This window comes from Natronorubrum bangense, assembly GCF_004799645.1.
Classification (GTDB): Archaea; Halobacteriota; Halobacteria; order Halobacteriales; family Natrialbaceae; genus Natronorubrum; species Natronorubrum bangense.
Genome location: NZ_CP031305.1, coordinates 1940887 through 1963170 on the forward strand (window position 1 = coordinate 1940887; position 22284 = coordinate 1963170).

Annotated in this window: 26 protein-coding genes, 1 tRNA gene and 1 pseudogene; 14 read left to right on the forward strand and 14 right to left on the reverse strand. The window is 61.0% G+C overall.

Annotated elements, in window-relative coordinates; all coding sequences use genetic code 11:
- Positions 1-69: 69 nt before the first annotated feature.
- From DV706_RS09670 to DV706_RS09685, 4 genes are all read right to left on the reverse strand, one after another.
- Positions 70-1368: an RNB domain-containing ribonuclease gene (locus tag DV706_RS09670; protein WP_006064820.1), complete on the reverse strand. Its 1299-nt coding sequence runs from the start codon at positions 1366-1368 to the stop codon at positions 70-72.
- Between the two features lie 99 nt (positions 1369-1467).
- The gene (locus DV706_RS09675) at positions 1468-1761 is read right to left on the reverse strand and encodes a DUF7562 family protein (RefSeq protein WP_006064819.1); all 294 of its coding nucleotides are present in this window, start codon (positions 1759-1761) and stop codon (positions 1468-1470) included.
- Between the two features lie 223 nt (positions 1762-1984).
- Positions 1985-3355: a metallophosphoesterase gene (locus DV706_RS09680; RefSeq protein ID WP_006064818.1), complete on the reverse strand. Its 1371-nt coding sequence runs from the start codon at positions 3353-3355 to the stop codon at positions 1985-1987.
- An 87-nt stretch (positions 3356-3442) separates the two neighbouring features.
- Positions 3443-4099, reverse strand: coding sequence for a TMEM175 family protein (locus tag DV706_RS09685; RefSeq protein ID WP_049889659.1), 657 nt, complete (start codon positions 4097-4099; stop codon positions 3443-3445).
- Positions 4100-4273: 174 nt separating this feature from the next.
- Between DV706_RS09685 and DV706_RS09690 the strand changes: the two genes are divergently transcribed.
- Positions 4274-4753, forward strand: a complete 480-nt coding sequence (locus DV706_RS09690) for an RNA-binding protein (RefSeq protein ID WP_006064816.1) — start codon at positions 4274-4276, stop codon at positions 4751-4753.
- On the opposite strand, the pseudogene DV706_RS22490 reads toward DV706_RS09690, so the two are convergent.
- A pseudogene (locus DV706_RS22490) lies at positions 4754-4846 on the reverse strand (DUF1028 domain-containing protein); the annotation flags it as partial.
- A gap of 168 nt (positions 4847-5014) precedes the next feature.
- On the opposite strand from DV706_RS22490, the gene DV706_RS09700 reads away from it, so the two are divergent.
- From DV706_RS09700 to DV706_RS21740, 11 genes are all read left to right on the forward strand, one after another.
- Entirely contained in the window at positions 5015-5377 is a 363-nt protein-coding gene (locus tag DV706_RS09700) for a cell division protein SepF (RefSeq protein ID WP_006064815.1), read from the forward strand.
- 160 nt (positions 5378-5537) lie between these two features.
- Entirely contained in the window at positions 5538-6191 is a 654-nt protein-coding gene (locus tag DV706_RS09705) for a helix-turn-helix domain-containing protein (RefSeq protein WP_006064814.1), read from the forward strand.
- A gap of 169 nt (positions 6192-6360) precedes the next feature.
- Complete coding sequence (gene citZ / locus DV706_RS09710; RefSeq protein WP_006064813.1) at positions 6361-7509, forward strand: citrate synthase; 1149 nt, start codon at positions 6361-6363, stop codon at positions 7507-7509.
- Positions 7510-7761: 252 nt separating this feature from the next.
- The gene (locus tag DV706_RS09715) at positions 7762-8169 is read left to right on the forward strand and encodes a gamma-glutamylcyclotransferase family protein (RefSeq protein WP_049889658.1); all 408 of its coding nucleotides are present in this window, start codon (positions 7762-7764) and stop codon (positions 8167-8169) included.
- Between the two features lie 255 nt (positions 8170-8424).
- Entirely contained in the window at positions 8425-9636 is a 1212-nt protein-coding gene (gene ilvA / locus DV706_RS09720; protein ID WP_136350854.1) for a threonine ammonia-lyase, read from the forward strand.
- Between the two features lie 43 nt (positions 9637-9679).
- Complete coding sequence (locus tag DV706_RS09725) at positions 9680-10060, forward strand: Rid family detoxifying hydrolase (RefSeq protein WP_006064811.1); 381 nt, start codon at positions 9680-9682, stop codon at positions 10058-10060.
- 3 nt (positions 10061-10063) lie between these two features.
- Positions 10064-10339 (forward strand): hypothetical protein, encoded by a 276-nt coding sequence (locus DV706_RS09730; RefSeq protein ID WP_006064810.1) that lies wholly within the window; start codon positions 10064-10066, stop codon positions 10337-10339.
- A gap of 27 nt (positions 10340-10366) precedes the next feature.
- Positions 10367-10448: transfer RNA gene (locus tag DV706_RS09735), tRNA-Ser, on the forward strand.
- Positions 10449-10886: 438 nt separating this feature from the next.
- A complete protein-coding gene (locus tag DV706_RS09740) occupies positions 10887-11600 on the forward strand; it encodes an SOS response-associated peptidase (RefSeq protein ID WP_049889637.1) in 714 nt (237 codons plus the stop codon).
- Positions 11601-11814: 214 nt separating this feature from the next.
- Complete coding sequence (gene thsB / locus DV706_RS09745; RefSeq protein ID WP_193787977.1) at positions 11815-13464, forward strand: thermosome subunit beta; 1650 nt, start codon at positions 11815-11817, stop codon at positions 13462-13464.
- A gap of 211 nt (positions 13465-13675) precedes the next feature.
- A complete protein-coding gene (locus DV706_RS21740) occupies positions 13676-13816 on the forward strand; it encodes a hypothetical protein (protein WP_006064806.1) in 141 nt (46 codons plus the stop codon).
- An 80-nt stretch (positions 13817-13896) separates the two neighbouring features.
- On the opposite strand, the gene lrp is transcribed toward DV706_RS21740, so the two are convergent.
- Entirely contained in the window at positions 13897-14358 is a 462-nt protein-coding gene (lrp, locus tag DV706_RS09750; protein WP_006064805.1) for an HTH-type transcriptional regulator Lrp, read from the reverse strand.
- A gap of 126 nt (positions 14359-14484) precedes the next feature.
- Between lrp and glnA the strand changes: the two genes are divergently transcribed.
- Positions 14485-15840 carry a type I glutamate--ammonia ligase gene (gene glnA / locus DV706_RS09755; RefSeq protein ID WP_006064804.1) on the forward strand — a complete coding sequence of 452 codons (1356 nt, stop codon included), beginning with the start codon at positions 14485-14487 and terminating at the stop codon, positions 15838-15840.
- Positions 15841-15934: 94 nt separating this feature from the next.
- On the opposite strand, the gene DV706_RS22055 is transcribed toward glnA, so the two are convergent.
- The 3 genes from DV706_RS22055 to DV706_RS09765 all read right to left on the reverse strand — a co-directional run bounded on the left by DV706_RS22055 (position 15935) and on the right by DV706_RS09765 (position 17609).
- Entirely contained in the window at positions 15935-16138 is a 204-nt protein-coding gene (locus DV706_RS22055) for a hypothetical protein (protein ID WP_006064803.1), read from the reverse strand.
- The gene (locus tag DV706_RS22060; protein ID WP_338043265.1) at positions 16135-16542 is read right to left on the reverse strand and encodes a phosphatase PAP2 family protein; all 408 of its coding nucleotides are present in this window, start codon (positions 16540-16542) and stop codon (positions 16135-16137) included. Before DV706_RS22060 ends, DV706_RS22055 begins: the two co-directional genes overlap by 4 nt.
- 392 nt (positions 16543-16934) lie before the next feature.
- Entirely contained in the window at positions 16935-17609 is a 675-nt protein-coding gene (locus DV706_RS09765; protein ID WP_006064801.1) for a metallophosphoesterase family protein, read from the reverse strand.
- Between the two features lie 140 nt (positions 17610-17749).
- Here DV706_RS09765 and DV706_RS09770 point away from each other — a divergent pair, with 140 nt between their 5' ends.
- On the forward strand, positions 17750-18268 hold the full coding sequence (locus tag DV706_RS09770) for a gamma carbonic anhydrase family protein (protein ID WP_006064800.1): 519 nt from the start codon (positions 17750-17752) through the stop codon (positions 18266-18268).
- Between the two features lie 18 nt (positions 18269-18286).
- On the opposite strand, the gene DV706_RS09775 is transcribed toward DV706_RS09770, so the two are convergent.
- The 5 genes from DV706_RS09775 to pdhA form a co-directional block, all read right to left on the reverse strand.
- A complete protein-coding gene (locus DV706_RS09775) occupies positions 18287-18736 on the reverse strand; it encodes a CBS domain-containing protein (RefSeq protein WP_006064799.1) in 450 nt (149 codons plus the stop codon).
- A 168-nt stretch (positions 18737-18904) separates the two neighbouring features.
- On the reverse strand, positions 18905-19051 hold the full coding sequence (locus DV706_RS09780) for a rubrerythrin-like domain-containing protein (protein WP_006064798.1): 147 nt from the start codon (positions 19049-19051) through the stop codon (positions 18905-18907).
- Between the two features lie 188 nt (positions 19052-19239).
- Positions 19240-20439, reverse strand: coding sequence for a CaiB/BaiF CoA transferase family protein (locus DV706_RS09785; protein ID WP_006064797.1), 1200 nt, complete (start codon positions 20437-20439; stop codon positions 19240-19242).
- Positions 20440-20544: 105 nt separating this feature from the next.
- A complete protein-coding gene (locus DV706_RS09790; RefSeq protein ID WP_006064796.1) occupies positions 20545-21042 on the reverse strand; it encodes a hypothetical protein in 498 nt (165 codons plus the stop codon).
- A gap of 77 nt (positions 21043-21119) precedes the next feature.
- Positions 21120-22247, reverse strand: a complete 1128-nt coding sequence (gene pdhA, locus DV706_RS09795) for a pyruvate dehydrogenase (acetyl-transferring) E1 component subunit alpha (protein WP_049889657.1) — start codon at positions 22245-22247, stop codon at positions 21120-21122.
- Between the last annotated feature and the right edge of the window lie 37 nt (positions 22248-22284).

Below are 22284 nucleotides of genomic sequence, written 5' to 3' on the forward strand. Positions count from 1 at the left end.
TCGGCGATGAGCCACACACTGGCTCGAAATTCGATCGGGGACGATCGAGCCGATGGGCAGCGCCGCTGCTTACAGCGTTTTCTCCGCTTTGTCGTCGTCGACGACTTCGATCCCGCGGTTGTTGACTGCCATCGGATCGAGGCCGACCTCCTGCAGGAAGTTCTTGTACTCGCGTTCGCACTGCTCGGCGTCTTTCTGTTTGTCGCTGGCCCGATCACAGAGTTCGATGAGGTTCTCCGGGACGTCGTTCTGGTAGACGATCCAGTGGTTGATCAGGTCGCTAAGCCGGCGAATCGGGCTCGTGAAGTGGCCGTAGATCTCGAAATTCAGCGCGTGGTGGCCGCCGAACGGATCGTTCATGTACTTCGCGCGGGGCATCACTTTCATCACCGCCCACTGGATCTTGTCGAGTTGGCGACCGGGAGCGTCCTCGAGTGTCGCGTTGACGGCCTTTCGCGGGTCGTCCCACGTGTCGCCGGGGATGGAGACACCGTCTAAGTCCTGGATCTCTCGAAGCGCTTCGGACCACTCGTCGGGGCTTGGCTGTGGGTGGACCCGGTACATCGCCTCGACGCCACGGTTCCACATCAGTTCGTGCGTGACGGCCTTGTTGGCCTTGAGCATACACTCCTCGATGATCGTGTGGGCGCGGTCTCGAGCGGGATTCAAGACGAGCGACCCGTCCTCTTTGCGCTGTTCGTGCATCCGGTCGGCGACCTCATGCACCAGTTTGTTCTCCTCGTGCAGCGGCGCGTCGGGATCTTCGAGGCGATTCTCGGCCTGGGAGTAGGTGAGTCGCTCGTCGGATTCGATGACCGACTTGTAGATGTCGATGGTCTCGTAGGAGAGATGCTCCTTGTCGAGGTGCATCTCGACTGTGTGAGCCAGTCGGTCCTCGTTGGGAACCAGTGAACAGACCGTCTCGGCCAGCACGGGCGGGAGCATGTGGATCGTATAGCCCGGCAGATAGACTGTGTTTCCGCGCTCGACGGCTTCGTCCCACATCGCCGTCTCGGGGTTGACGTAGTGGGTCACGTCGGCGATGTGGACCCAGAGCACGTACTCGTCCTCGCGTTCTTCGATCGAGAGCGCGTCGTCGAAGTCCTGTGCGTCGATCGGGTCCGTCGTCCACGTCGTCAGGTCCCGCAGGTCTTTGCGTTCGTCGAGTTCCTCTTGAATCTCCGCCTCGACGCCCTCGGTTCGCGCCTCGGCTTCCTCGAGGACGGCCGCGGGAAACTCACCACGAATCTCGAGTTTCTCGAACAGTTCTTCGCGTTTGTTCTCCAGATGTCGTGCGAGGTCCTCGCTGATCTCGACAGGGCCCTGCCCTTCGGCCGTACCGGCTTCGGCCTGTGCGTCGTCACTCATACGGAGGGGTACGAACGAAAGCGTAAAAGTCGTGTCGGGACGGCCGGCACAGTCATCTGCCGGTCGCGACGCCTCGAAACCGACACACGGTCGACGGGGTCAGGACTCCTCTTCAAGCGTTCCGTACCGTTCCTCGACGGTCTCGAGATAGCTCGAGAGAAAGCGTTCCCGTGTCGCTTCGCCCGCTTCGAGTTCGACCAGCAATCCCTCGAGTTCGTCCCGCGGGTAGTGACAGAGGCCGTCGTAACAGGATTTACAGAGATGTTCGAACGACTTGTCGTCGCGGTCCCAGCGGTCGCCGTGTTTGTCGTACTCGCGCGCCTTCGACCGGGACACCTGCTCGCCGCAGGCGAGACATGTAACCGTCTCAGTGTGGGTCCGGGAGAGCCACATGTCTTCACCGACTCTGTGCTATTACTTAGCAATTCTCACACGTCTTCGCCGAGACGACTGTCCGGGCGACCGATCAGTCGTCGGACTGGGGTGTTTCCAGTACACCGGCTTTCGGCAGGACAGTGAGCCGGTGCGTCGGTCTCTCGTTCGTCGCGTGAATCGGTCTCGTCACCTGGTGTCGGTCTCGTCGCGTGAATCGGCTGTGATCGCGGCCGACTGCACGCTATTCGCCGTCTCCACCGTCGGGAACGGATGGTCGTTCGCGTTTGCTGTCGAGGTCTGTGTCAGCGTCGGGCACCTCGAGCGGCCCGTCCGGATCGATCACCGTTCGCGCGGGAATCGGCTCTTTCGGCGGCGGACGACGCGCGATCAGTCGCTGGAAGCGCGTGAGATCTCGAGGCTTGTCGGTATCGATCTCCTCGTACTCGACGACGATCCGATCCCCCTCGGCGAAGATTCGGACGTAGTTCAGCTGGAACGAAGGCACGTAGACGCCCGGCAGCCGCGAGAACCGCGTCTCGACGTGTTGGAGTTTCTTCAGCCAGGTGCCCGTGTTGACGACGACCCGGTCGCCCCACTTCGCCAGCGACGCGCGGTGGGTGTGACCGTAGACGTAGACGCAGACGTCGCGGTTCGCCTCGAGCGTTTCCTGGGCCGCGTTCAGGAACGGCTCGTCGCCCTGTCCGACGCGAATCCCCGAAAGTGCGACGCCGAAGCGCTCGAGCGTGTGCCTGAGATCGTGTCTGAAGAACCACAGCGGGACCGCGAGCAACAGGAGGACGGCGATGATCACGAGGTTGATCGTGACGATGATCTCGAGGACGATATCGGCGATGCCGAGCGCGTGGACAACGAGATTGTCGGTGAACAGTCGTGCCGGGAGGATCCCCGCGACCTCGAGAACGGTCCCGAAGAGGTAGACGAGCGTGATGTTGAAGAATAACAGCAGCGGGACGATGATCGCCCGCAGGTACGGACTCATCTCCCGGTAAAAGTAGTTCGAGAGGAGCCAGCGCGGGATCTCCTCCATCGGGGCCACCGACTGGATGTCGCGCAGCCAGTCGCCGCTGGCTCGTCCCGAGTAGCGGCCAGCCGTATCGACGATCCGCTGGACGACGAAGTAGCCGACCGGGAGCGCGTCGGGGTTGCCCCAGTCGGGCAGCCGGTTGTTCGCGTCGTGTTGCTGGCCGTGTTCGATCCAGATCTCCCCGTCGCCGACTTCGCGGGTGATCGCGATTTCGGGCTCGAGCGCGACGTTGAACTCTGCGAGTCGATCGACGTGTGCAGGGTAGCAGGCGAGATCGTAGTCGTGGTTGCCCGGAATAAGCGTGATATCGATCTCCGCACCGGTCGCGCGGAGTTGCTCGAACACTCGCGGATGATCCGCGATCACGCGCTCGAGTTTCGCCGGTCCCGTCACTTCGGCGTACTCCCACAATCCGAAGGCGTCGCCGTTGATAATCAGTTCGACGTCGCCGCCGCGCTCTTCGAGATCCGCGAGAAAGTCGAGGAGTTCGACCTCGAAATCGAGCGTCGTGAGCTGCTCGTCGCCGCCCATGTGGAGGTCGCTGATAAAGACGTACTCGGTGGCCATCAGTTCTGCTCTGGCGAGCTACCAGCCCCGGAATCATAGTGGTTTGCCCGTTCCCGACGATCGGCGGGAGTCGGTTGCTCACCGGGATCAGTCCAGTTCTCGCTCGCTCCGATTCCGTCTCTTCTTCTCCTCGTCCGAGTCGTCGATTTCTCGTTGATAGTACCGGTTCCAGACCATCTGAGCCGGCGCGATCAGTATCGGGATGAAGTACGCCACGGAGAGGCTTACGGTGGCGACGACAACCGAGAGGGCGAAGACGGCCGGCGAGATCAGCCCTCGAATCGTGATCAGACGCGCGGCTCCGTCGCTGATCTCGTCGGCCGTAAAGTCGGCTCGAGCCGCATAGGTCCAGACTGCGGTGATGAGCACGCCGACGAAGACGAAGTTGATCGAGTACAGCGTCCAGGCGAACTGCGTTCCGTAGGTTCCCAGCAGCTCCGTCGGATAGGGGAGAAACGATATCGAGAGCAAGAATAGCAGATTCAGCCACAGCAGAATCCGATCGTGGGCCTCGATGTACCGAAAGTGGTTGTGGTGGATGTTCCAGTAGAGTCCGACGACGACGAAACTCAGGAGGTAGCTGACGAGCAGCGTCTCCTGGTCGGCCACCGCCGCCGGCAGCTCCGAGGCGGAGACGTCCGGCACCTCGAACTGCAACACCAGCAGCGTGAGCACGATGGCGAACACGCCGTCGCTCAGCCCCTCCATTCGGTCCGTCTCCGGACCGCCGAGCGTCCGTACCATACGTGGGTGTCTACTCGAGGCGACGAATACGCTGCCCCGGTTCGCTCGCAGTGAGGGTTCGCCGACGGTCAACGGCTGGTTGTTGGTCGACGGTCCACTCGAGATCACTTCGGACCCTCGCTCGACTTGACGCAGAATCTAATCTATTAAATGCACACGGGCGGAAGGGCGAGTATGCAGGTTAAGTCCCGACACCACCTCCGGAGTGACGCCGTCTCGGACGTAGAGACCACGCTCGAGGAGCAACTTGGCGTCTCACCTGACGGTGATGCCTACGAGCGTGTCGAATTCGAGAACACCGACTGGGAAGTCATCCTTATCGACGGCGAGCCACAGGTCGCCTACTTCGACGATGAGCCGTTCCTGACGGTTCGCGGGGCCAACGTCTACGAGCCCGAAAAGCAGCTGGTGACGGTCGATTCCGGCGCGATCTCGTTCGTCAGCGACGGCGCGGACGTGATGCGGCCGGGGATCACGGCGGCCACCGATGACATCTCGCCCGACGATCTGGTCGTCATCGCCGAGGAAACCCACGGCAAGGTACTTGCCGTCGGCCGCGCCCGCGTCGAGGGGTCGGATATGGTCGGCGACGAGGGCAAAGTCGTCGAGTCGCTTCACCACGTCGGCGACGATCTCTACGAGTTCGCCGGGTAGTCACCCGTCGGCTTCCGCGAGCAAATCCGCCTCGAGGGCGTCGTCGACGGCGAAGTCATCCGCGATGTACTCGAGGCCGTGTTCGCCGAGGTCGGTGTTGACGAGACTCTGCGTCGCGACGGCGGCGTGTTCGCTGCCGAACGGACAGCGTTGTCACTTTCCTCCCGATCCGCTCAGGTCGTTCGTTCCAGCGATCAGTATCGGGACACAAGACATTGTCTGACGTAAGAACTATACTGACGGCGGCGGTGGGTTACGCCAATGGGATTTATGAGCAAAATTCTCGGCGGCAGTCAGTCGCGGACAGCCGAGGATTACGTCGAACTGAATCTCGACGACGTATCGGCGAGTTCGGCTGACGCGGCGATGCAGGTCCATATCGCCGAGGTCAGCGGTCAAGCCGATGCTATCGACATCAAAGACGCAGTCTACGACGGCGACATCGTTATCGCCGACATCACGCGACTGCGAACCGAGGACAGCACCGTCGAACACATCATCGACGAACTCAGACAGGTTGCCCACGAGGTCGACGGCGATATCGTCCGGAAAGGCGATGATCAGATGATCATTACGCCGACTGGCGTCCGAATCAGCCGTGAAAAGCTAGGCCAACGGGCCTGACCCGACACTCAGTCGACCAAATGCGCTGGTTGGTCACTGTACTGTCACCCGGTCTGCGTTCCTCGAGTTTGAGGACAGTCTCCTCGTGTCTGGCCGGTGTGTTTTCACCGGCCGGGAATTCCAACGTCGGCTTATTATAAACGAGGACATAGCACCTCATATGAGTGGTTTTCGAGCGACAGTCGTCGTCGACGACCCGATGGACTGTCCGATTGCAGACGCCTCTTCGACCACCGACGAGCCGATCACATCTGTCACGCGCTCGAGCACGTCGACGGGCGAGACCGTTGTGGAAGAGTTTGGTGTTGCTGATGGGTCGTCGCCGGAGGCGATCGACGCAGGCACCGAGGCCGAGTTGACGCCGATCCAGACGAACGAGCGCGAAGACATCTATCGGTTCGAACGCGATGCTGGCGCTGGGTGTGCGTGTGAAATCGTCGAGCAGACCGGAACACCGATCTCCGCCGTTCGCGCACAGAACGGCTCGCTGCTGTTGACGTTTCGGACGCTCGAGCTCGATGTGGTCTCCGACATCGTCGGCGACCTCCGAACCCAGTTCGACGGCGTCCTCGTCGAGGATCTCACGCAGGACCACGATGACGAGTCGACAGATCCTGTCATCGTCGACCGGGAACTGTTGACGACGCGCCAGCGCGAGATCCTCGAAACGGCCCACGAACTGGGCTATTTCGAGTATCCAAAAGGGGCAAACGCGACAGACGTTGCTGAGGAACTCGACATCGCTCGCTCGACGTTTACTGAGCATTTGGCTGCTGCACAGACCAAGCTGTTGAATGCCCTCCTCGAAAAATAATGTAAAATAATACACCCCGGAGATCAAACAGTGGACGCATGTCGACTTCACGGCCGGTGCTTCCTGTTCAGTTTTCGAATCAACGCAACGAAACGGCGACATCGCACGTGTTCGGGCGTGACAGCGAACAAACGACAATACTTTTCCATCGGGGTGCGAAATGCCGAGTATGGTTGACGATCTCAAGAAGGGATTGGAGGGAGTCCTTGTTGCAGAGTCCGGACTCAGCTCGATCGACGGCAGCGAAGGTCGGCTGATCTATCGCGGCTATACGATCGAAGATCTCGCCCGTGGCGCAAGCTACGAGGAAGTCGTCTATCTCCTCTGGCATGGCCACCTGCCAAACGAGGACGAACTCGAGGCGTTCACTGAAGCGCTCAACGAGGAACGCGACGTCAGCGATGCCGTTCTCACGACGATGGAACAGCTCGCGGAAGCTGACGAGCAGCCGATGGCCGCACTCCGGACTGCGGTTTCGATGTTCTCGGCTTCCGAACCCGAGCGCGATGCAGATCCCGAAGACCTCGAGGCGTCACTCCGAAAGGGGCGACGCATCACCGCCAAGATCCCGACCGCACTTGCGGCGTTCGAGCGCTACCGGCTCGGCGAAGAGCCGCTCGACCCACACCCTGAGCTGGGGCTTGCAGCGAACTTCTTGTACATGCTGACTGGCGAGGAACCGAGCGATGTCCACGCCGAAACGTTCGACCAGGCGCTGATCTTGCACGCAGACCACGGCTTGAACGCTTCGACGTTTACGTCGATGGTGATCGGCTCGACGATGGCCGACATCTACAGCGCCGTCTCTGGCGGTGTCAGCGCGCTTTCGGGCCCACTCCACGGCGGCGCAAATCAGGACGTTATGGAGGTCTTAAAAGAGATCGACGAAAGCGACCTCGATCACCGTGCGTGGGTCGAACAGGCGACCGAAGAGGGACGACGTATCCCCGGCTTTGGCCACCGCGTCTACGACGTCAAAGACCCACGGGCAAAGATCCTTCAGGAACGCAGCAAGGAACTCGCCGAGAACGGTGAGGACAAGTGGTACAACTACACCACGACGATCGAACAGTACCTCACGGAGGAGAAAGGGCTGGGTGAGAAAGGAATCGCCCCGAACGTCGACTTTTATTCGGGCTCGGTCTACTACCAGCTTGGCATCCCGATCGATATGTACACTCCAATCTTCGCGATGAGCCGCGCTGGCGGTTGGGTCGGCCACGTCCTCGAGTACCAGGAGGATAACCGGCTCATTCGCCCGCGCGCACGATACACTGGTCCCCAGGACAAGGAGTTCGTCCCGCTCGAAGAGCGATAACGACAGGTCCCGACTGAGCCCTCTTTTTGTCTGCTGTCTTCATCATCGACTTCCCGTTCGTTGTGCGTGTCTCGCTTGGCCAACCGTCCCACTGCTAAGCTGATACTGCTGGACAACACGATTCACGCACCGATCACACGCGAACGGTCGTCGCCGAAGACGACGACCCCTGAGACGTGGTCGGATGGTTACTGACTGTTGTCTGGCAGTGTAACCAGCACGAGCAAGGCAGTGGAGTCCGAACAGTTTCGTATGCGTGTCTTCGTCTATGGAACGCTGACCGATCCCGACCAGACCGCAACACTGCTCGAGGATGGTCCCGGCGAGTACGAGTTCGGTAGTACGGCCGTCCTCGAGGGCGTTCATCGCGTCGATGGACACTATCCAACGCTCGCACCGGGTGGGAGCGTCGAGGGACGACTGCTGGTCGTTGACGAGACAGCGCTCGAGCGACTCGATCAGTACGAAGGTGTCGATCGCGGGTTGTACACGCGGGTTGCCGTGTCCCAGATCGATCAGCAGCCGGTCTGGACCTACGTCGGCGACCCGGAGCGACTCGGTGTTGATCTCGACGCGCCGTGGCCCGACGGTCCGTCGTTCCGTGCGTCCGTTCGATCGTATCTCGACCGAACGGAGACTGCGATACGAACTACCGAATGACGGTCGTCTGCCACATGTCTGACAGCCTCGTTTCGGCCGCTCTGTATTGCGATTTCACTTTCACCGCGGAGCCATGAGCTTTATATGCCACGCGGTCCGTTCTACACTCGCACGTCACACGCCGTGCATTCCTGTATTCCCTGTCGTGTTGCCGATCTGGCAGCACATTCCTGTTGGGGGACTTGGTCTGCGGGCTGGGACGACTGGCTAACCAGTCCCCGACAGTCTTACAATACCTGCCGAGTAGTCGACCGTATGCTCGAACTTGCCGACATTCTCGAGGCGCACGAGCGGGTCCGAGAGACCTCTCGACATACACCGCTCGAACACGCCCACACGTATTCCGCGATGACTGGGGCTGACGTCCACTTGAAACTGGAGAACTTCCAGCGAACGGGTGCGTTCAAGATTCGCGGCGCAACGAACCGGATTGCAACACTCTCAGCGGAGCAAAAGGACGCGGGCGTTGTCACCGCGAGTGCGGGGAACCACGCCCAGGGTGTCGCGCTCGCAGCCACGCGCTCCGGTGTCGATTCGAAGATCGTGATGCCCGAACACGCACCGATTTCGAAGGTCAAAGCGACGAGAAACTACGGGGCCGAAGTCGTCCTCTCTGGCCGAGACTACAACGAAGCCGCCGAGCGCGCTCACGAGATCGAACGTGAGGAAGACCGAACCTATGTCCACGCCTTCGACGACGAAGATATCATGGCTGGGCAGGGAACGATCGGCCTCGAGATCCTCGAAGACTGTCCCGACGTCGAGACCGTCGTCGTCCCCATCGGTGGCGGCGGCCTCATCAGCGGAATCGCAACCGCAATCAAAGAGCAAAAACCCGACACGCGCGTCATCGGTGTCCAGGCTGAGGGTGCCTCGAGTGCTGCAACCTCCCTCGAGAAGGGCGAACGCGTCTCGCTCGAGGGTGTCGACACCATCGCGGATGGGATCGCCACCCGGAGCGTCGGCGAGCAGACGTTCCCCTACATCCAGCGGTACGTCGACGAGGTCGTCACCGTCTCGGATTCCGAGATCGCCGTCGCACTGGTCTATCTCCTCGAGCGTTCGAAGACCCTCGTCGAGGGAGCTGGTGCGGTGCCGCTTGCGGCGGTCCTCTTCGAGCAGTTCGACTACGCTGACGACGAGACGATCGTTGCAGCGCTCTGTGGCGGCAACATCGATCTCAACACGCTGACGAACGTCATCGTCCGTGGCCTCGTCGAGACCGGGCGGTATCTCAAGATCCGGACGGTGTTGAAAGATCGCCCTGGCGCGCTCGAGGACTTGCTCGACATCTTCACCGCCCATCAGGCAAACATCTACGCGATCCACCACGACCGGACCTCCCGTGACGTCGAGATGAGCGACACCGAAGTCGAGATCGAACTCGAGATGCGCGGTCCCGATCACGTCGATGCCTTTCTTTCTGATCTCCGTGGCGCCGGCTACGAAGTCGATATCCTCGCATAGCGTTTCGCCTCGTTTTAAGGCCGATCAGCCCGAGAACTGGGATATGAAACGGATCATTCAGACCGACGACGCCCCCGCTGCGGTCGGTGCCTACAGTCAGGCGACAACTGACGACTCGCTGGTGTTCACCGCTGGCCAGATCCCACTGACGGCCGACGGTGAACTGCTCGACGACGAACCGATCGAGGCCCAGACCGAACAGGCGCTTTACAACCTCGATGCCGTCCTCGATGAAGCCGGGGCGACGCCGGAAGACGTCCTCAAGGTCACCGTCTTCCTCGACGACATCGACGACTTCGACGCGATGAACGAAACCTATGCCGACTACTTTGACGACGAACCACCGGCCCGAAGCGCCATCGAAGTCGCTGCCCTCCCCAAAGGCGTCGGCATCGAAATCGAGGCCATTGCCTCGCTCGAGTAACGGATGTCAACGACTGTCGCCGGGCTCTCTCGACGGACGCTCTCCGCACTGTTGTGGGGCGCTGTCGGGTTCATGGCCTTTCTCGTGCTCGTCCAAGGCTACGCGCTGGTCGTCGAGCCACTCGTCTCGATCGGTCAGGGCGTCGCCGTTGCCGGTCTCGTCGGCGGTATGACGGCGGGTAGTGCGTACGTCCTCGAGCACCGGCTCGCCGTGTGGTCGGCCCGCCGGGCGATGGATGAAACCGCGTCACACGGCGGCGACGATAAAAGTAAGAGTTAAACGACCGACGTGGTTATGAACAGATAGGCCAGGATGGCCGAACGGTAAGGCGCACGCCTGGAAAGCGTGTTCCCTTTCGGGATTCTGGGTTCAAATCCCAGTCCTGGCGTTTTTGCCACTTTCAACCTAATTAGCAGTGTGTTTGTATGCTCAACCGCTAAGACAAGTTGCTGAGACGGTTACGGATTCGGCCGCGAAAAATGATGCTGTGAATGAGCGGTCCCGTGGAGGCGAGACGGTTATCGCTCGATTTCGGCCGGCGAGTCGGTCGTAATCCAGCAGTTGGGGTCGTCCGGATCTCGAAGCTCTAGCTTGCCGCTTTGACACACCACCAGTTCGTACTGATCCGTCATTGTGACCCCATCGAGTGCTCCGGTGGGATCGGATATCGTAACAGGGCGCTTACGCTCGAGTTTTCCGAGAGTATGGACCCCATACTATCCGGCAGAGACCGTCCGCTCGAGTGTGAAGCGGGCCCTGTGGCGAGCGATCACTGGGCTGAGATCGAGCGGACAACGGTTTATCCGGAGACCACTGATGGTTCAGTATGTGTGGTCGCTACACGCTAATGGTCAAGCCGGCGGATCTCGAGGCGCGTTTCGACAGCCGATTCGAAGCTCCGGAGACTGTCGCGCTGCCTCGATACAACATGGCGCCGGGACAGCAGCTGCCGGTGATCACGGGCGACGACCCCGGGACGATTCGGCAACTCGAGTGGGGGCTGGTGCCGTCGTGGGCCGACGACGACAGCGGTGGACTCATCAACGCACGGGCGGAGACGATCGACGAGAAACCGAGCTTTCGAGACGCATACGCCCAGCGCAGGTGTCTGGTGCTGGCGGACGGCTTCTATGAATGGGTCGAAACCGATGGGCGGAAACAGCCCTACAGGGTCGCGTTCGAAGACGACCGTCCGTTCGCGATGGCGGGGTTGTGGGAGCGCTGGGAGTCCGACGCCGAGACGACCCAGACTGGCCTCGAGGCGTTCGGTGGCGGGATTGCGACGACCGACGCTGATGACGGCCCGCTCGAGACGTTTACGATCGTTACCACGGAACCGAACGACCTCGTCTCGGAGCTCCACCATCGGATGGCAGCGATTCTCGAGCCTGAACACGAACGCGAGTGGCTGACGGCCGACGAGCCACGGACGCTACTCGAGCCACATCCCGCCGATGAGATGCGTGCATATCCCGTCTCACGGGCGGTCAACGATCCGTCGACGGATGTGCCCTCGCTGGTCGACCCGGTTGAGCGGTGACCACAATTCCAGCCACTCTTAAATATGGCGGATTATCTCATTCTATCATCTCTGTAGATGGCTGTTAACACACATCACAGTTAGTACGACGCCGGGCCGCAGTACGGTGGTTTCGGTGGTGTCTGATCGGAACATGCACTCTGTCGCGAATGCCAGATAACACAATCTTTATGTAGAAGGACAATCAATGAATCAGCTGACTATGAGCCAGCGAATGCAGCAGGGACAGCCGATGATCGTGATGAGCGAGGATTCCCAGCGCGTCAAGGACAAGGACGCGCAGGATTACAACATCAGTGCGGCCCGTGCAGTCGCCGAAGCTGTACGGTCGACACTGGGTCCGAAAGGCATGGACAAGATGCTCGTCGACTCGATGGGATCGGTAACGATCACCAACGACGGCGTCACCATCCTCCAGGAGATGGACATCGACAACCCAACGGCCGAGATGATCATCGAAGTCGCCGAAACCCAGGAGGACGAAGCTGGGGACGGCACCACGACCGCCGTCGCGATTGCCGGCGAACTTCTCAAAAACGCCGAGGATCTTCTCGAGCAGGATATCCACCCAACGGCGATCATCAAGGGCTTCCACATGGCAAGCGAGCAGGCCCGTGAGGAGATCGACGACATCGCAAGCGACATCGACACCGACGACGAGGAACTCATCCGCAAGACGGCTGAGACGTCGATGACCGGCAAGGGAACTGAAGTCAACAAGGAACACCTCGCCCAGCTCATCGTCGACGCTGTTGGGCAGGTTACTGTCGAAGACGCAGACGGCAACAACGTCGTCGACCTCGAGTATCTCAACATCGAGACCCAGACTGGCCGCGCCGTCGGCGAGTCTGATCTGCTCGTGGGCGGCATCGTGGACAAAGACCCTGTCCACGACAACATGCCGACCGAAGCCGAGGACGCTGACATTCTGCTGCTGAACGAGGCAATCGAGGTCGAAGAGACTGACGTCGACACCGAAGTCTCCGTTACCGACCCTGACCAGCTCCAGAAGTTCCTCGACCGCGAGGAGAAACAGCTCCGTGACAAAGTCGACACGATCGCTGACCTCGACGCTGACGTCGTCTTCTGTCAGAAAGGCATCGACGATCTCGCCCAGCACTACCTCGCCAAAGAAGGCATCCTCGCCGTCCGCCGTGCCAAGAAGTCCGACCTCGAGTTCCTCTCGGAAGTCGTCGGCGCGTCGATCGTCTCCGACCTCGAGAGTGCAACCGAGGACGACCTCGGCTTCGGTGACGTTACCCGCGACGACGAGGACGAACTGTTCTACGTCGAAGGCGACGACGCTCACGGCGTTACGCTCCTGCTTCGCGGTTCGACCGAGCACGTCGTCGACGAACTCGAGCGCGGTGTCAACGACGCACTCGACGTCGTCGCACAGACCGTCTCCGACGGCCGCGTGCTGGCCGGCGGCGGCGCAATCGAAGTCGAACTCGCCTCGCGCCTTCGCGACTACGCTGACTCCGTCTCCGGGCGCGAGCAGCTCGCCGTCGAGGCCTTCGCCGACTCGCTCGAGCTCGTCCCACGCGTGCTCGCAGAGAACGCTGGACTCGACTCCATCGACACGCTCGTCGACCTGCGTGCAGCCCACGACGACGGCGAGGTCCAGGCTGGACTGAACGTGTTCTCGGGCGACGTCGAGAACACCTTCGACGCCGGTGTCGTCGAACCAGCCCACGCCAAAGAGCAGGCTGTCACGTCTGCGTCCGAAGCCGCGAACCTCGTCCTCAAAATCGACGACATCATTTCTGCTGGTGACCTGTCGACCGACAAGGGCGAAGAGCAAGAAGGCGGCGCACCCGGCGGCATGGGCGGCATGGGCGGCGGCATGGGCGGCATGATGTAAGTTCGGCTAACGCCTACTACATCCACCCCACGCTGTTGTTCCACCGTGTACCGTCGACGATCATCACGACGTTTTTTGCGGACCGACCTCGAGCGCCGAGTCGTGGCTCAACTGGAGTGAGTCCGCCGGCGTTCCGCATACCTTCGACGTGCTGACTGACACGAATCCTGACAGGCAAACGAACTATGGGGCCGGCTGGTGGAGGACGACTATGGCATATCGAACAACCATCGGTTGGTCACTGTTTTCCTCCGGTGTCGTCACACTCGGCTTGAAACTACTGCCCGGCGATTCGCTGTGGTGGGGGCTGCTGTTGCTCGTCCTCGGCGTGTTAGTGTTGTATCTCAGATAGCTCTCGAGGCGATGACGGCTGTCTGTTGGCTGGTAGTGATGGTCGAGAAGACGGTCAGTACGTTCAGCTGAACGGTCGGCTCAGGTGTCGTCGATGTCGAGTTCGAACTGCTCGTTCTCGGAGACAGCGTTGAGAACGACGCTCGTGTTCGAGGCTTTGATGTCGGGGTCGGTCAGCAGCTGTTTGATCTGGTCGTTCATCCCATCGGTGTCTTTGAACTTGCCGATGGCGATGACGTCGTAGTCACCAGTAACCTCGTAGACGCTGATCATCTGGCGGTGGTCGCGCAACGTATCAGTGATGTCGGGCAGCGCGTTCCCTTCGACCTGGAGCTGGATGACAGCAGTGACGTCGTAGCCGACAGCGTCGTAATTTACCCGCGGTGTGTAGCCCTCGATTACGCCCTCTTCCTCGAGGTCAGAGAGATGATTCGAAACGGTCGTCACAGAGACGTCAAGCTCCTCGGCGAGGCTGCGAAGACTCGCCCGGCCATCGCCCAGAAGTGCATTCACTAATTTTGCATCGAGATTTTCGTACGTCATCACATCCAACCTCTCACTGTAGCCTTTAGAACTTTACGAATATACAGTTTCAAGCGGTGGAGAGAAGATTTGCTTGGAGCAGTAGGGTTTTAGTAGCGGAGTTACTTGGATAGCACGACGAGAAAGATGACAAGCGGAAACATCACTGAGACCGAGCAGGCCGTACTCGACGAGATTGACGAGAAAGATATCGACTTCCTTCGACTGCAGTTTACGGATATTTTGGGGACGGTCAAGAACGTCTCGGTGCCGGCCCGACAGGCCGAGAAAGCGTTTACCGACGGAATTTACTTCGATGGCTCTTCGATCGAGGGTTTTGTACGTATCCAAGAATCGGACATGCGACTCGTGCCCGATCCAGACACGTTTGCCGTGCTTCCGTGGCGAAACCGTGATGACGGTTGCTCTGCCCGGATGATCTGTGACGTCTACAACACCTCCACGGGCGACCCCTTCGAGGGCGACCCACGGTATGTGCTTAAGCAGGCACTCGACCGCGCCCACGAGATGGGGTATACGGTCAACGCGGCCCCCGAACCCGAGTTCTTCCTGTTCGAGGAAGACGAAGAGGGTCGTGCAACGACGAAAACGAACGACGCTGGCGGCTACTTCGACCTCGCACCGAAAGACCTCGCAAGCGACGTGCGCCGTGACATTATCTACGGCCTCGAGAACATGGGCTTCGAAGTCGAGGCCAGCCACCACGAGGTCGCTGAGGGCCAACACGAGATCAACTTCGAGTACGACGATGCGTTGACGACGGCTGACAACGTCGGCACGTTCCGCACCGTCGTCCGTGCGATCGCAGCCCAGCACGATTACCACGCGACGTTCATGCCGAAACCGATCCCGGAGATCAACGGCTCGGGGATGCACACCCATATTTCGCTGTTTACCGAGGACGGCGAGAACGCCTTCCACGACGGCGACGACGAGTTCGACCTGAGCGCCACTGCCAAGTCGTTCCTCGCGGGCATTCTCGAACACGCCCCCGCGATCACCGCAGTTGCGAATCCAACGGTCAACAGCTACAAACGCCTCGTGCCAGGGTATGAAGCACCCGTCTACGTCGCCTGGTCCGACCGCAACCGCTCGGCGCTGATCCGTAAACCGGCCGCTCGCGTGCCTGCGGCCTCGCGTATCGAACTTCGCTCGCCCGACCCCTCGTGTAACCCCTACCTCGCCATCGCCGTCATGATCCACGCCGGTCTCGACGGCATCGAACAGGATCTCGAGGCACCGGACCCAGTCCGGGACAACATCTACGAGTTCGACGAAGCCAAACGCGACGAACACGGCATCGAGACGCTGCCATCGAACCTCGGCGAAGCCGTCGACGCCCTCGAGGAAGACGACGCAATCTCCGGCGCGCTCGGCGACCACATCACCTCGAAGTTCGTCGAAGCCAAACGCCAGGAGTTCGAGGAGTACCTCATCGACGTCTCCGATTGGGAACTCGATCGCTACCTCGAGACGTTCTGATCTGGTCGCTACCGCTGTCTACCCCGTTTTTGGCCGTGTTTTGATTCGGTTGCTGACTAAACTCGAGACTGTCACCAGCACTTATATGACGACCTCACGAGCGACTGGTCGTCATCTCTGACTGTGACGGTGTGACAGCCGTTTGGCCGACCAGCCGTGGGAGTCCAACGACGAGTACTCCGCCCGCGAATCCGATAGCCAGCCAGACGAGTGTCGTGTCGACGACGAGGAAGACGAGCGCGACAGCTGCGAGTGCACTCAGTCCCAGGGCTGCCTGAACGCCGATTCGAACCGTCACCGGCCACGGCTCTCGAGGCGGCCGTGCGTACTGCCAGACGAGAACGCCCCAACACAGCCACCAAACAACGCTGCTGTGTCTGGCTGGCCGCTGGCGCGGATAGCCAAGAGTGCAAGCCCGCTTCCAGCAGCGAACGTCACGCTAGCTCCAGCGTGATCGCGGTGGCTCTCGGCTACGGTTCGAATCGGCAGTAGCACGGCCAGATAGCAGACACCGACTATCACGCCAGCGATCACGTCGATCGGATAATGAACGCCAACGCCGACTCGGGAAACCGAGACGAGCGTAATCAGTATCGCAGCACCAGCCAGTCGCCACTGCCGGCTGGTTTCTGGCTCCCTGCGTGACGCTAGGCTCCCGTCGAACTCGAGGCCGACCATCGTCCAGATGATCGTCGCGGCAATTGCGTGGCCACTGGGGAAACTGGTTGTTCCGACCGAACGGCTGGTGCATACAGCAGTGCAACGGCCGTTGGGAGTGACTCAGGGGCAATTGCTGGACCCACACTGGCCTCGGCGCTTCGAAGACTCCCTCGAGGCCGATTATAAGCGCGTAGCCGTTCATGATGATCCCCAGCCATGAGCCAAACCGGTAGCGGTCATGGAACCAGTACGCCAGGACGACGGCCGGCGCGACGAACCAGACGCTTCCGAGGTAAGAGAGGATCGCAAAGCAAAACGCCATCCACTCCGGAAACGCATCTCTCACGAGTCCGACCTGTCGACTCGAACCATGCCGATCCTATCATTTTCGAGAACTGTTTGTATATCTGACGGCAGTACGATTTTCCGAGACGTTACTGTGGGCGTGTCCCCGCGGCTCCGGTGTGTGGTCCACAATCGTGATCTGTCGTCTCGAGGGAGAAGCCGTCGGGGTCGCCCTCGAGCGTATAGTACCGTTCCCAGGCAGGTGCGAGGCTCACGACGCGGGTGCCGTCGATCTCGGTCTCGCGGTGGCGGTGATGGTGTCCGACCAGACAGAGCGCCGGCGACAGCGTCTCGAGCAGGCCGTCGATGTGTTCACAGCCTGGATCGTAGCCGTACGACAGCAGGCCGGTCGGCGCCTCGTGGGTGACCAGGATGTCCACGTCGGACAGCGTGGCCGCCCGTTCGACGTCTTCGTGGGTGAAATGGCGACGACGGTCCCCCTCGAGTTCAGTTCGCGTACAGTCGTACTTCGTCGGCGCGTAGTTCCCCGAGAGACCAGCGACGCGCCAGCCGTCGACGGTCGCGGCTGTACTCGCAAGCAGGGTGGCGGTCACGCGCGTCGGTGGCTCCTCGCCCGCCCGAAGCGCTTCGATCACGTCGAGATCCTCGTTGTTGCCCGCGATGAACCACGTCGGCGCTGGCGGGTCGTACAGTTCCAGGTCGCCGGCCTGAACGACGTACTCGGGCTCGAGCGCTCGATAAATCGCGAGCAGCGTCTCGCGGCGCGCTGTATCAGACGCGTGGGCGTCACCGAGGACGAGCATATCGGTCTAAACGAATCCGACGGGGAAAGCATCGATGCCATCGAAGGCCGACCGCCTTTGCTCGAGCGACGCACATGCTCGGATGAGGGTCACAGAAGCCGTAACGAACGCTTATTAGCTGCGGCGTGGCCCCCACTCCCATGGTGGATAGTCGACACTACGCGTTCGAAGGAACGACGCCGACGATCGACGACAACGCATCGGTCAGCCGGGAGGCGACGCTCGTCGGCGACGTCCACGTCGGGGCCGACGCGAGCGTCTGGCCTGGGGTCGTCCTCCGTGGAGATATCGGTCCCGTCCGCATTGGGCAACAGGCACATATCGGTGACAACGCAACGATTCACGCCTCGACGCTCGCAGACCGCGTCATGGTTGGCCACGGGGCAGTGCTCAACGAGGCGACCATCGACGAACAGTCGCTGGTCGGGTTCAACACGACGGTCAATACGGGTGCAACGATCGGCTCGAACACCGTCGTCGCCGCCGGAACGGTGATCCCCGACGAGTACGACATCCCGCCCGAGTCGTTCGTTCGCGGCGTCCCCGCTGAAATCACGCCGCTCGAGGAGACGACAATCGACCCCGAGGAGATCTTCGAGATGTTCTCCTCGGGTGAGTACACGGATCTCGCGGAACGACACGAAGAACTGTTCGAATGACGTCTTCCGAGGGGCGTCTCACTCGCTGACTCGAATGCCATGACCCTCGCCGGCGTCGATTCGAATCGGGTCGTCCTGCCAGTCGATCTCGAGTCGGTTCCGTGAGAGGTACGGGGCGAGCATGGACGCGGAGACGAGTCCACAGTAGGCCCCCTCGTCGACGACTGGCAAGTGTTTGACGCCATCCGCTTGCATCAGTTCGGCGGCAGCGATGAGCGACTCGCCCGGTGAGATCGTCGTGACTGGCGACGACATGACCGTCTCAACCGGATGGGGCTCGAGCGTTTCGGCCACGAACGCAACGACGTCCGACTCAGTGAGGATGCCGACCACAGTCTCGTCCTCGAGGACGACCAGCGTCGACACTTCGGGTGCACGAAGCCGCACCGCGGCCTCGGTAATGGGCGTCTCCGGCGCAATCGTCGGTGCAGCATGCCTCAGCACGCGTTTGACTGGAATCTCTATCATTGCTTGGACAACGGTACCATGAACCAGTATATATTCGCTGTGGGTATATCCTCGGTATCCACTAGAATAGTGGTGAACCGTGCACTGTTAGACTAATACCTGCACGTATATCCACTATTGCTCGAAACATCGCTGAAAAGTGTACTCGAGAGCTGGCGACGAGTATCCTCAGCTCCCTGTCGCTTCGCCGCCGCGATACCGTGTCGCTGTGGAATGAAGGGGGCCACCACAGTCCGGACAGTTCGCTCGATACGAGACGGGATGGACTTCCGTTGCACAGTCACGACACTCGTAGCGACTTTCGTATCGCTTCATTTATCGCTCACCTGTCTACTGCAATGATTTCATTCCTAATAACTATTTTCCTGGACGAACATCCAGTTCGGGTCTGGAGGCTCGGCGGTGGGACTCACGACTGAGAACCAGTGTGCGGTCGGTTTCATCCCGATTGAAACGGGTTCCAACCGACGTTGAACCTCGGATGGTTGGGCGTGTGCTGGCGGTTAGTGGCTCCTGTCGGGTTCGTCGCGCCGGACAGCGCCAGACTCGAGGAACGCCTCGATTTCCTCGTCATCGTATCCTGCGTCGGCGAGATAGTCGTGGGTGTGTTCGCCCTGTGCCGGAACGGTTTCGTCGGTCTCCTCTGGGACGTCGCTACCGCAGGCAGGAAATCCCAGCCGTGGCGGTACGTCGTCGGGGTGGACGACAAGCTCTCGAGCTTGAAACTGAGGATGGTCGACCATCTCTGCGGGCGTGTAGACGCCGGCAAACGCCGCATCGACGTCCTCGAGCACCGTCTCCCACTCCGTCCGTGTTCGCTCGCGAAACAGCGCTCGGAGTTCGTCCTCGAGCGCCTCGAGCACAGCCGGATCCTGCGAGCCGTGTTTGTCGACGAGGTCGTCCCGGTCGACTGCGCCACAGAACGCTTGCCAGAACTTCGGCTCGAGCGCACCGAACGTGATCCACTTGCCGTCGGCGGTCTCGTAGCTGTCGTACCACGGCACGCCACCGGTCAGCGGCGTCGCTCCCGGTCGCGGCTCGGCAGGATCGCCGGTCAATGACTGGTAGGCAACCGACTGGGAGAACGACGCGACGACGTCTGCCATCGCCACGTCGATGTACTCGCCGCCGGTGTTGCCAAGCTCGCGCGAGAGCAGTGCGCCGACGATGGCAAACGCAGCGAACAGCCCGCCAGCCATATCGCCGATCTGGTAGCCAGGAACCTGTGGTTTTTCGTCAGGTGAATCGCGGGTCATATCGACCAGTCCGGCCAGCGAAACGTAGTTGAGGTCGTGGCCGGCCCGATCCGCCCAGGGGCCGTTCTGTCCGTAGCCGGTGAGCGAGCAGTAGATCAGGTCGTCGTTGTACTCGGTGAGCGTTTCGTAATCGATTCCCAGCCGGTCGACCACACCCGGTCGGAAACTCTCGAGGACGACGTCGGCGTCTTCGACGAGCCGATAAAAGGCTGCCTGCCCATCTTCGTCTTTCAGATCGATCGCGACGCTGTGTTTCCCCCGATTGACCATCTCGAAGATTGCACCGATATCGCGAGTCGTCAGCGGCTCCATCGCTCGAGCGTAGTCACCGCCGCCGGTGTCTTCTACCTTGATGACCTCGGCGCCCGAGTCCGCGAGTAGCTGTGTCGCATAGGGGCCGGGCAACAGTCGCGAGAGATCGAGCACGCGAACGCCATCGAGTTGCATACCGGACTCATCCCTGTACCGATACTTTACCTTACGGGCCTGCCATCGAAATCGGCGGCGACTCGAGGACGATGCCGGCAGTGTTGCAGCCGGTGCCCCGGAAAATCAGGACCGCTGCGGTGCCGAGCCGATCTCGAAGCATTCCTCGTAGAGGCTGTCGGCGAGCGCATCGAGATTTGCTTCTGCCTCGCTTGCATCCATCGTGTCGCCAACGCCTTGCCACTCGACTGAGAGCTTAGCAATCGGAACCAGAGCGATCCCGCCGACTGTAATCTCTCCGCCGGACGTGTGAACCGTCCACTCCGTTCGCATCCCGTCGGCCGACCGCGTGACGTCGTCGATCTCTCCACCGGCCGCAATCCACCGTTCCACGAGGCCGTCGGTGATCCGGCGCAGTTTTCGCTCGCCGAGTACGTGGACGACGACGCCACCACCCACGAGCACGACGAACGCCGCGACCGCGACCGGAAGCCCGCCGTAGGGGACATTCACCGACGCTGCCAGCCCTGCCGTGATGACGACGAGACCGAGTAGTCGGACGTCGATCGCGCTGGGTATCGTCCCGCTCCAGCCGGACTCCTGTGTCGCCTGCTCGAGTTGCATCGTATGCGAACGCAGCGGCGATGTGGGGATAGTCGCTGCCCTGTCCTATTGCGTCCGTTATATCGGACCTGTCAAACTCATTCGTAATCGAGTAATTCGTCGTCGCCGTGGGTGTCCCGGAGGGATTCGAGGGCAGCTCGCTGTTCCTCGAGTCGCGGTGTTGGCTCGTCGTACGTGTAGTCGAACATCGCCAGCGGATCACGTTCGCCGGCTTCGGCACGGTCGATCAGTGCGGCGAGGGCCTCGTCGACTTCGGTTTCGATCGCGTCGATGCGCTCGGCGTCGAGAACCCCGTTGTTCCGCAGGTAAGCCTCGAACCGGTCGATCGGATCCTTTGTGCGCCAGCGTTCGACCTCCTCGTCGTCCCGGTAGACCGATGGATCGTCGGCCGTCGTGTGTGCCCCGTAGCGATACTGGACCGCCTCGATCAGCGTCGGTCGCAGCTGTCCGTCGCGTGGCTCGAGCGCCCGCTGTCGGGCTGCGTTCGTGACGACGTAGCTCGCAAGGGGGTCCATGCCGTCGACCTGAATGCCGTCAAAACCGTAGGCGTGGGCTTTCTGGGCGATGGTCGCGCTCGCGGTCTGGTCCTCGCGCGGGATCGAGATGGCCCACTGGTTGTTGTTACAGAAGAAGACTGTCGGCGTATCGAAGACACCCGCGAAGTTCATCGCTTCGTGGAAATCGCCTTCTGAGGTGGAGCCGTCGCCGAAATGTACGAGACAGAGCCGTTCGTCACCCTTCAGCTTCGCGGCCCACGACCAGCCGACGGCGTGGGGGAGGTGGCCACCGATCGAGATGTTCAGCGGGAAGACGTTGATCTCAGCCAGCGCGGCGTTGCCCTCCTCGTGGCCCATCCAGTAGTGCAGGTACTCCCAGGGCATCCCCCGCGCCGCGACTGCGCCGTGTTCTCGGTACTGAAACGACAACAGGTCGTCCTCGGCGAGTGCGTACGTCGACCCGATCTGGCTGCCCTCCTGACCCGCAAGCGACGCGTACGTCCCGACTCGACCCTGCCGCTGGAGGCTGATCATCCGTTCGTCGAACCGCCGGGAAAACCGCATATCGCGGTACATCGCTCGCAGCGTCTCGGCCTCGAGGTCCGGCTCGAGGGCGGGTGCGACGACGGTCCCGTCGGTGTCGAGGATCTGCAGTCGATCGTCGGTTTCTCGATCGAAGACAGCGTCCTCGAGGACGTCTTGTGACATGGATGCACTGTCGAACGCTCGATACATATACTGATCG

What these genes read in the sequence shown, in the direction of transcription:
- DV706_RS09670 (WP_006064820.1), bottom strand. Translation starts at nt 1,368, where the DNA reads ATGAGTGACGACGCACAGGCCGAAGCCGGTACGGCCGAAGGGCAGGGC.
- DV706_RS09675 (WP_006064819.1), bottom strand. Translation starts at nt 1,761, where the DNA reads ATGTGGCTCTCCCGGACCCACACTGAGACGGTTACATGTCTCGCCTGC.
- DV706_RS09680 (WP_006064818.1), bottom strand. Translation starts at nt 3,355, where the DNA reads ATGGCCACCGAGTACGTCTTTATCAGCGACCTCCACATGGGCGGCGAC.
- DV706_RS09685 (WP_049889659.1), bottom strand. Translation starts at nt 4,099, where the DNA reads ATGGTACGGACGCTCGGCGGTCCGGAGACGGACCGAATGGAGGGGCTG.
- DV706_RS09690 (WP_006064816.1), top strand. Translation starts at nt 4,274, where the DNA reads ATGCAGGTTAAGTCCCGACACCACCTCCGGAGTGACGCCGTCTCGGAC.
- DV706_RS09700 (WP_006064815.1), top strand. Translation starts at nt 5,015, where the DNA reads ATGGGATTTATGAGCAAAATTCTCGGCGGCAGTCAGTCGCGGACAGCC.
- DV706_RS09705 (WP_006064814.1), top strand. Translation starts at nt 5,538, where the DNA reads ATGAGTGGTTTTCGAGCGACAGTCGTCGTCGACGACCCGATGGACTGT.
- citZ (WP_006064813.1), top strand. Translation starts at nt 6,361, where the DNA reads ATGGTTGACGATCTCAAGAAGGGATTGGAGGGAGTCCTTGTTGCAGAG.
- DV706_RS09715 (WP_049889658.1), top strand. Translation starts at nt 7,762, where the DNA reads ATGCGTGTCTTCGTCTATGGAACGCTGACCGATCCCGACCAGACCGCA.
- ilvA (WP_136350854.1), top strand. Translation starts at nt 8,425, where the DNA reads ATGCTCGAACTTGCCGACATTCTCGAGGCGCACGAGCGGGTCCGAGAG.
- DV706_RS09725 (WP_006064811.1), top strand. Translation starts at nt 9,680, where the DNA reads ATGAAACGGATCATTCAGACCGACGACGCCCCCGCTGCGGTCGGTGCC.
- DV706_RS09730 (WP_006064810.1), top strand. Translation starts at nt 10,064, where the DNA reads ATGTCAACGACTGTCGCCGGGCTCTCTCGACGGACGCTCTCCGCACTG.
- DV706_RS09740 (WP_049889637.1), top strand. Translation starts at nt 10,887, where the DNA reads ATGTGTGGTCGCTACACGCTAATGGTCAAGCCGGCGGATCTCGAGGCG.
- thsB (WP_193787977.1), top strand. Translation starts at nt 11,815, where the DNA reads ATGCAGCAGGGACAGCCGATGATCGTGATGAGCGAGGATTCCCAGCGC.
- DV706_RS21740 (WP_006064806.1), top strand. Translation starts at nt 13,676, where the DNA reads ATGGCATATCGAACAACCATCGGTTGGTCACTGTTTTCCTCCGGTGTC.
- lrp (WP_006064805.1), bottom strand. Translation starts at nt 14,358, where the DNA reads ATGACGTACGAAAATCTCGATGCAAAATTAGTGAATGCACTTCTGGGC.
- glnA (WP_006064804.1), top strand. Translation starts at nt 14,485, where the DNA reads ATGACAAGCGGAAACATCACTGAGACCGAGCAGGCCGTACTCGACGAG.
- DV706_RS09765 (WP_006064801.1), bottom strand. Translation starts at nt 17,609, where the DNA reads ATGCTCGTCCTCGGTGACGCCCACGCGTCTGATACAGCGCGCCGCGAG.
- DV706_RS09770 (WP_006064800.1), top strand. Translation starts at nt 17,750, where the DNA reads ATGGTGGATAGTCGACACTACGCGTTCGAAGGAACGACGCCGACGATC.
- DV706_RS09775 (WP_006064799.1), bottom strand. Translation starts at nt 18,736, where the DNA reads ATGATAGAGATTCCAGTCAAACGCGTGCTGAGGCATGCTGCACCGACG.
- DV706_RS09780 (WP_006064798.1), bottom strand. Translation starts at nt 19,051, where the DNA reads ATGAAGCGATACGAAAGTCGCTACGAGTGTCGTGACTGTGCAACGGAA.
- DV706_RS09785 (WP_006064797.1), bottom strand. Translation starts at nt 20,439, where the DNA reads ATGCAACTCGATGGCGTTCGCGTGCTCGATCTCTCGCGACTGTTGCCC.
- DV706_RS09790 (WP_006064796.1), bottom strand. Translation starts at nt 21,042, where the DNA reads ATGCAACTCGAGCAGGCGACACAGGAGTCCGGCTGGAGCGGGACGATA.
- pdhA (WP_049889657.1), bottom strand. Translation starts at nt 22,247, where the DNA reads ATGTCACAAGACGTCCTCGAGGACGCTGTCTTCGATCGAGAAACCGAC.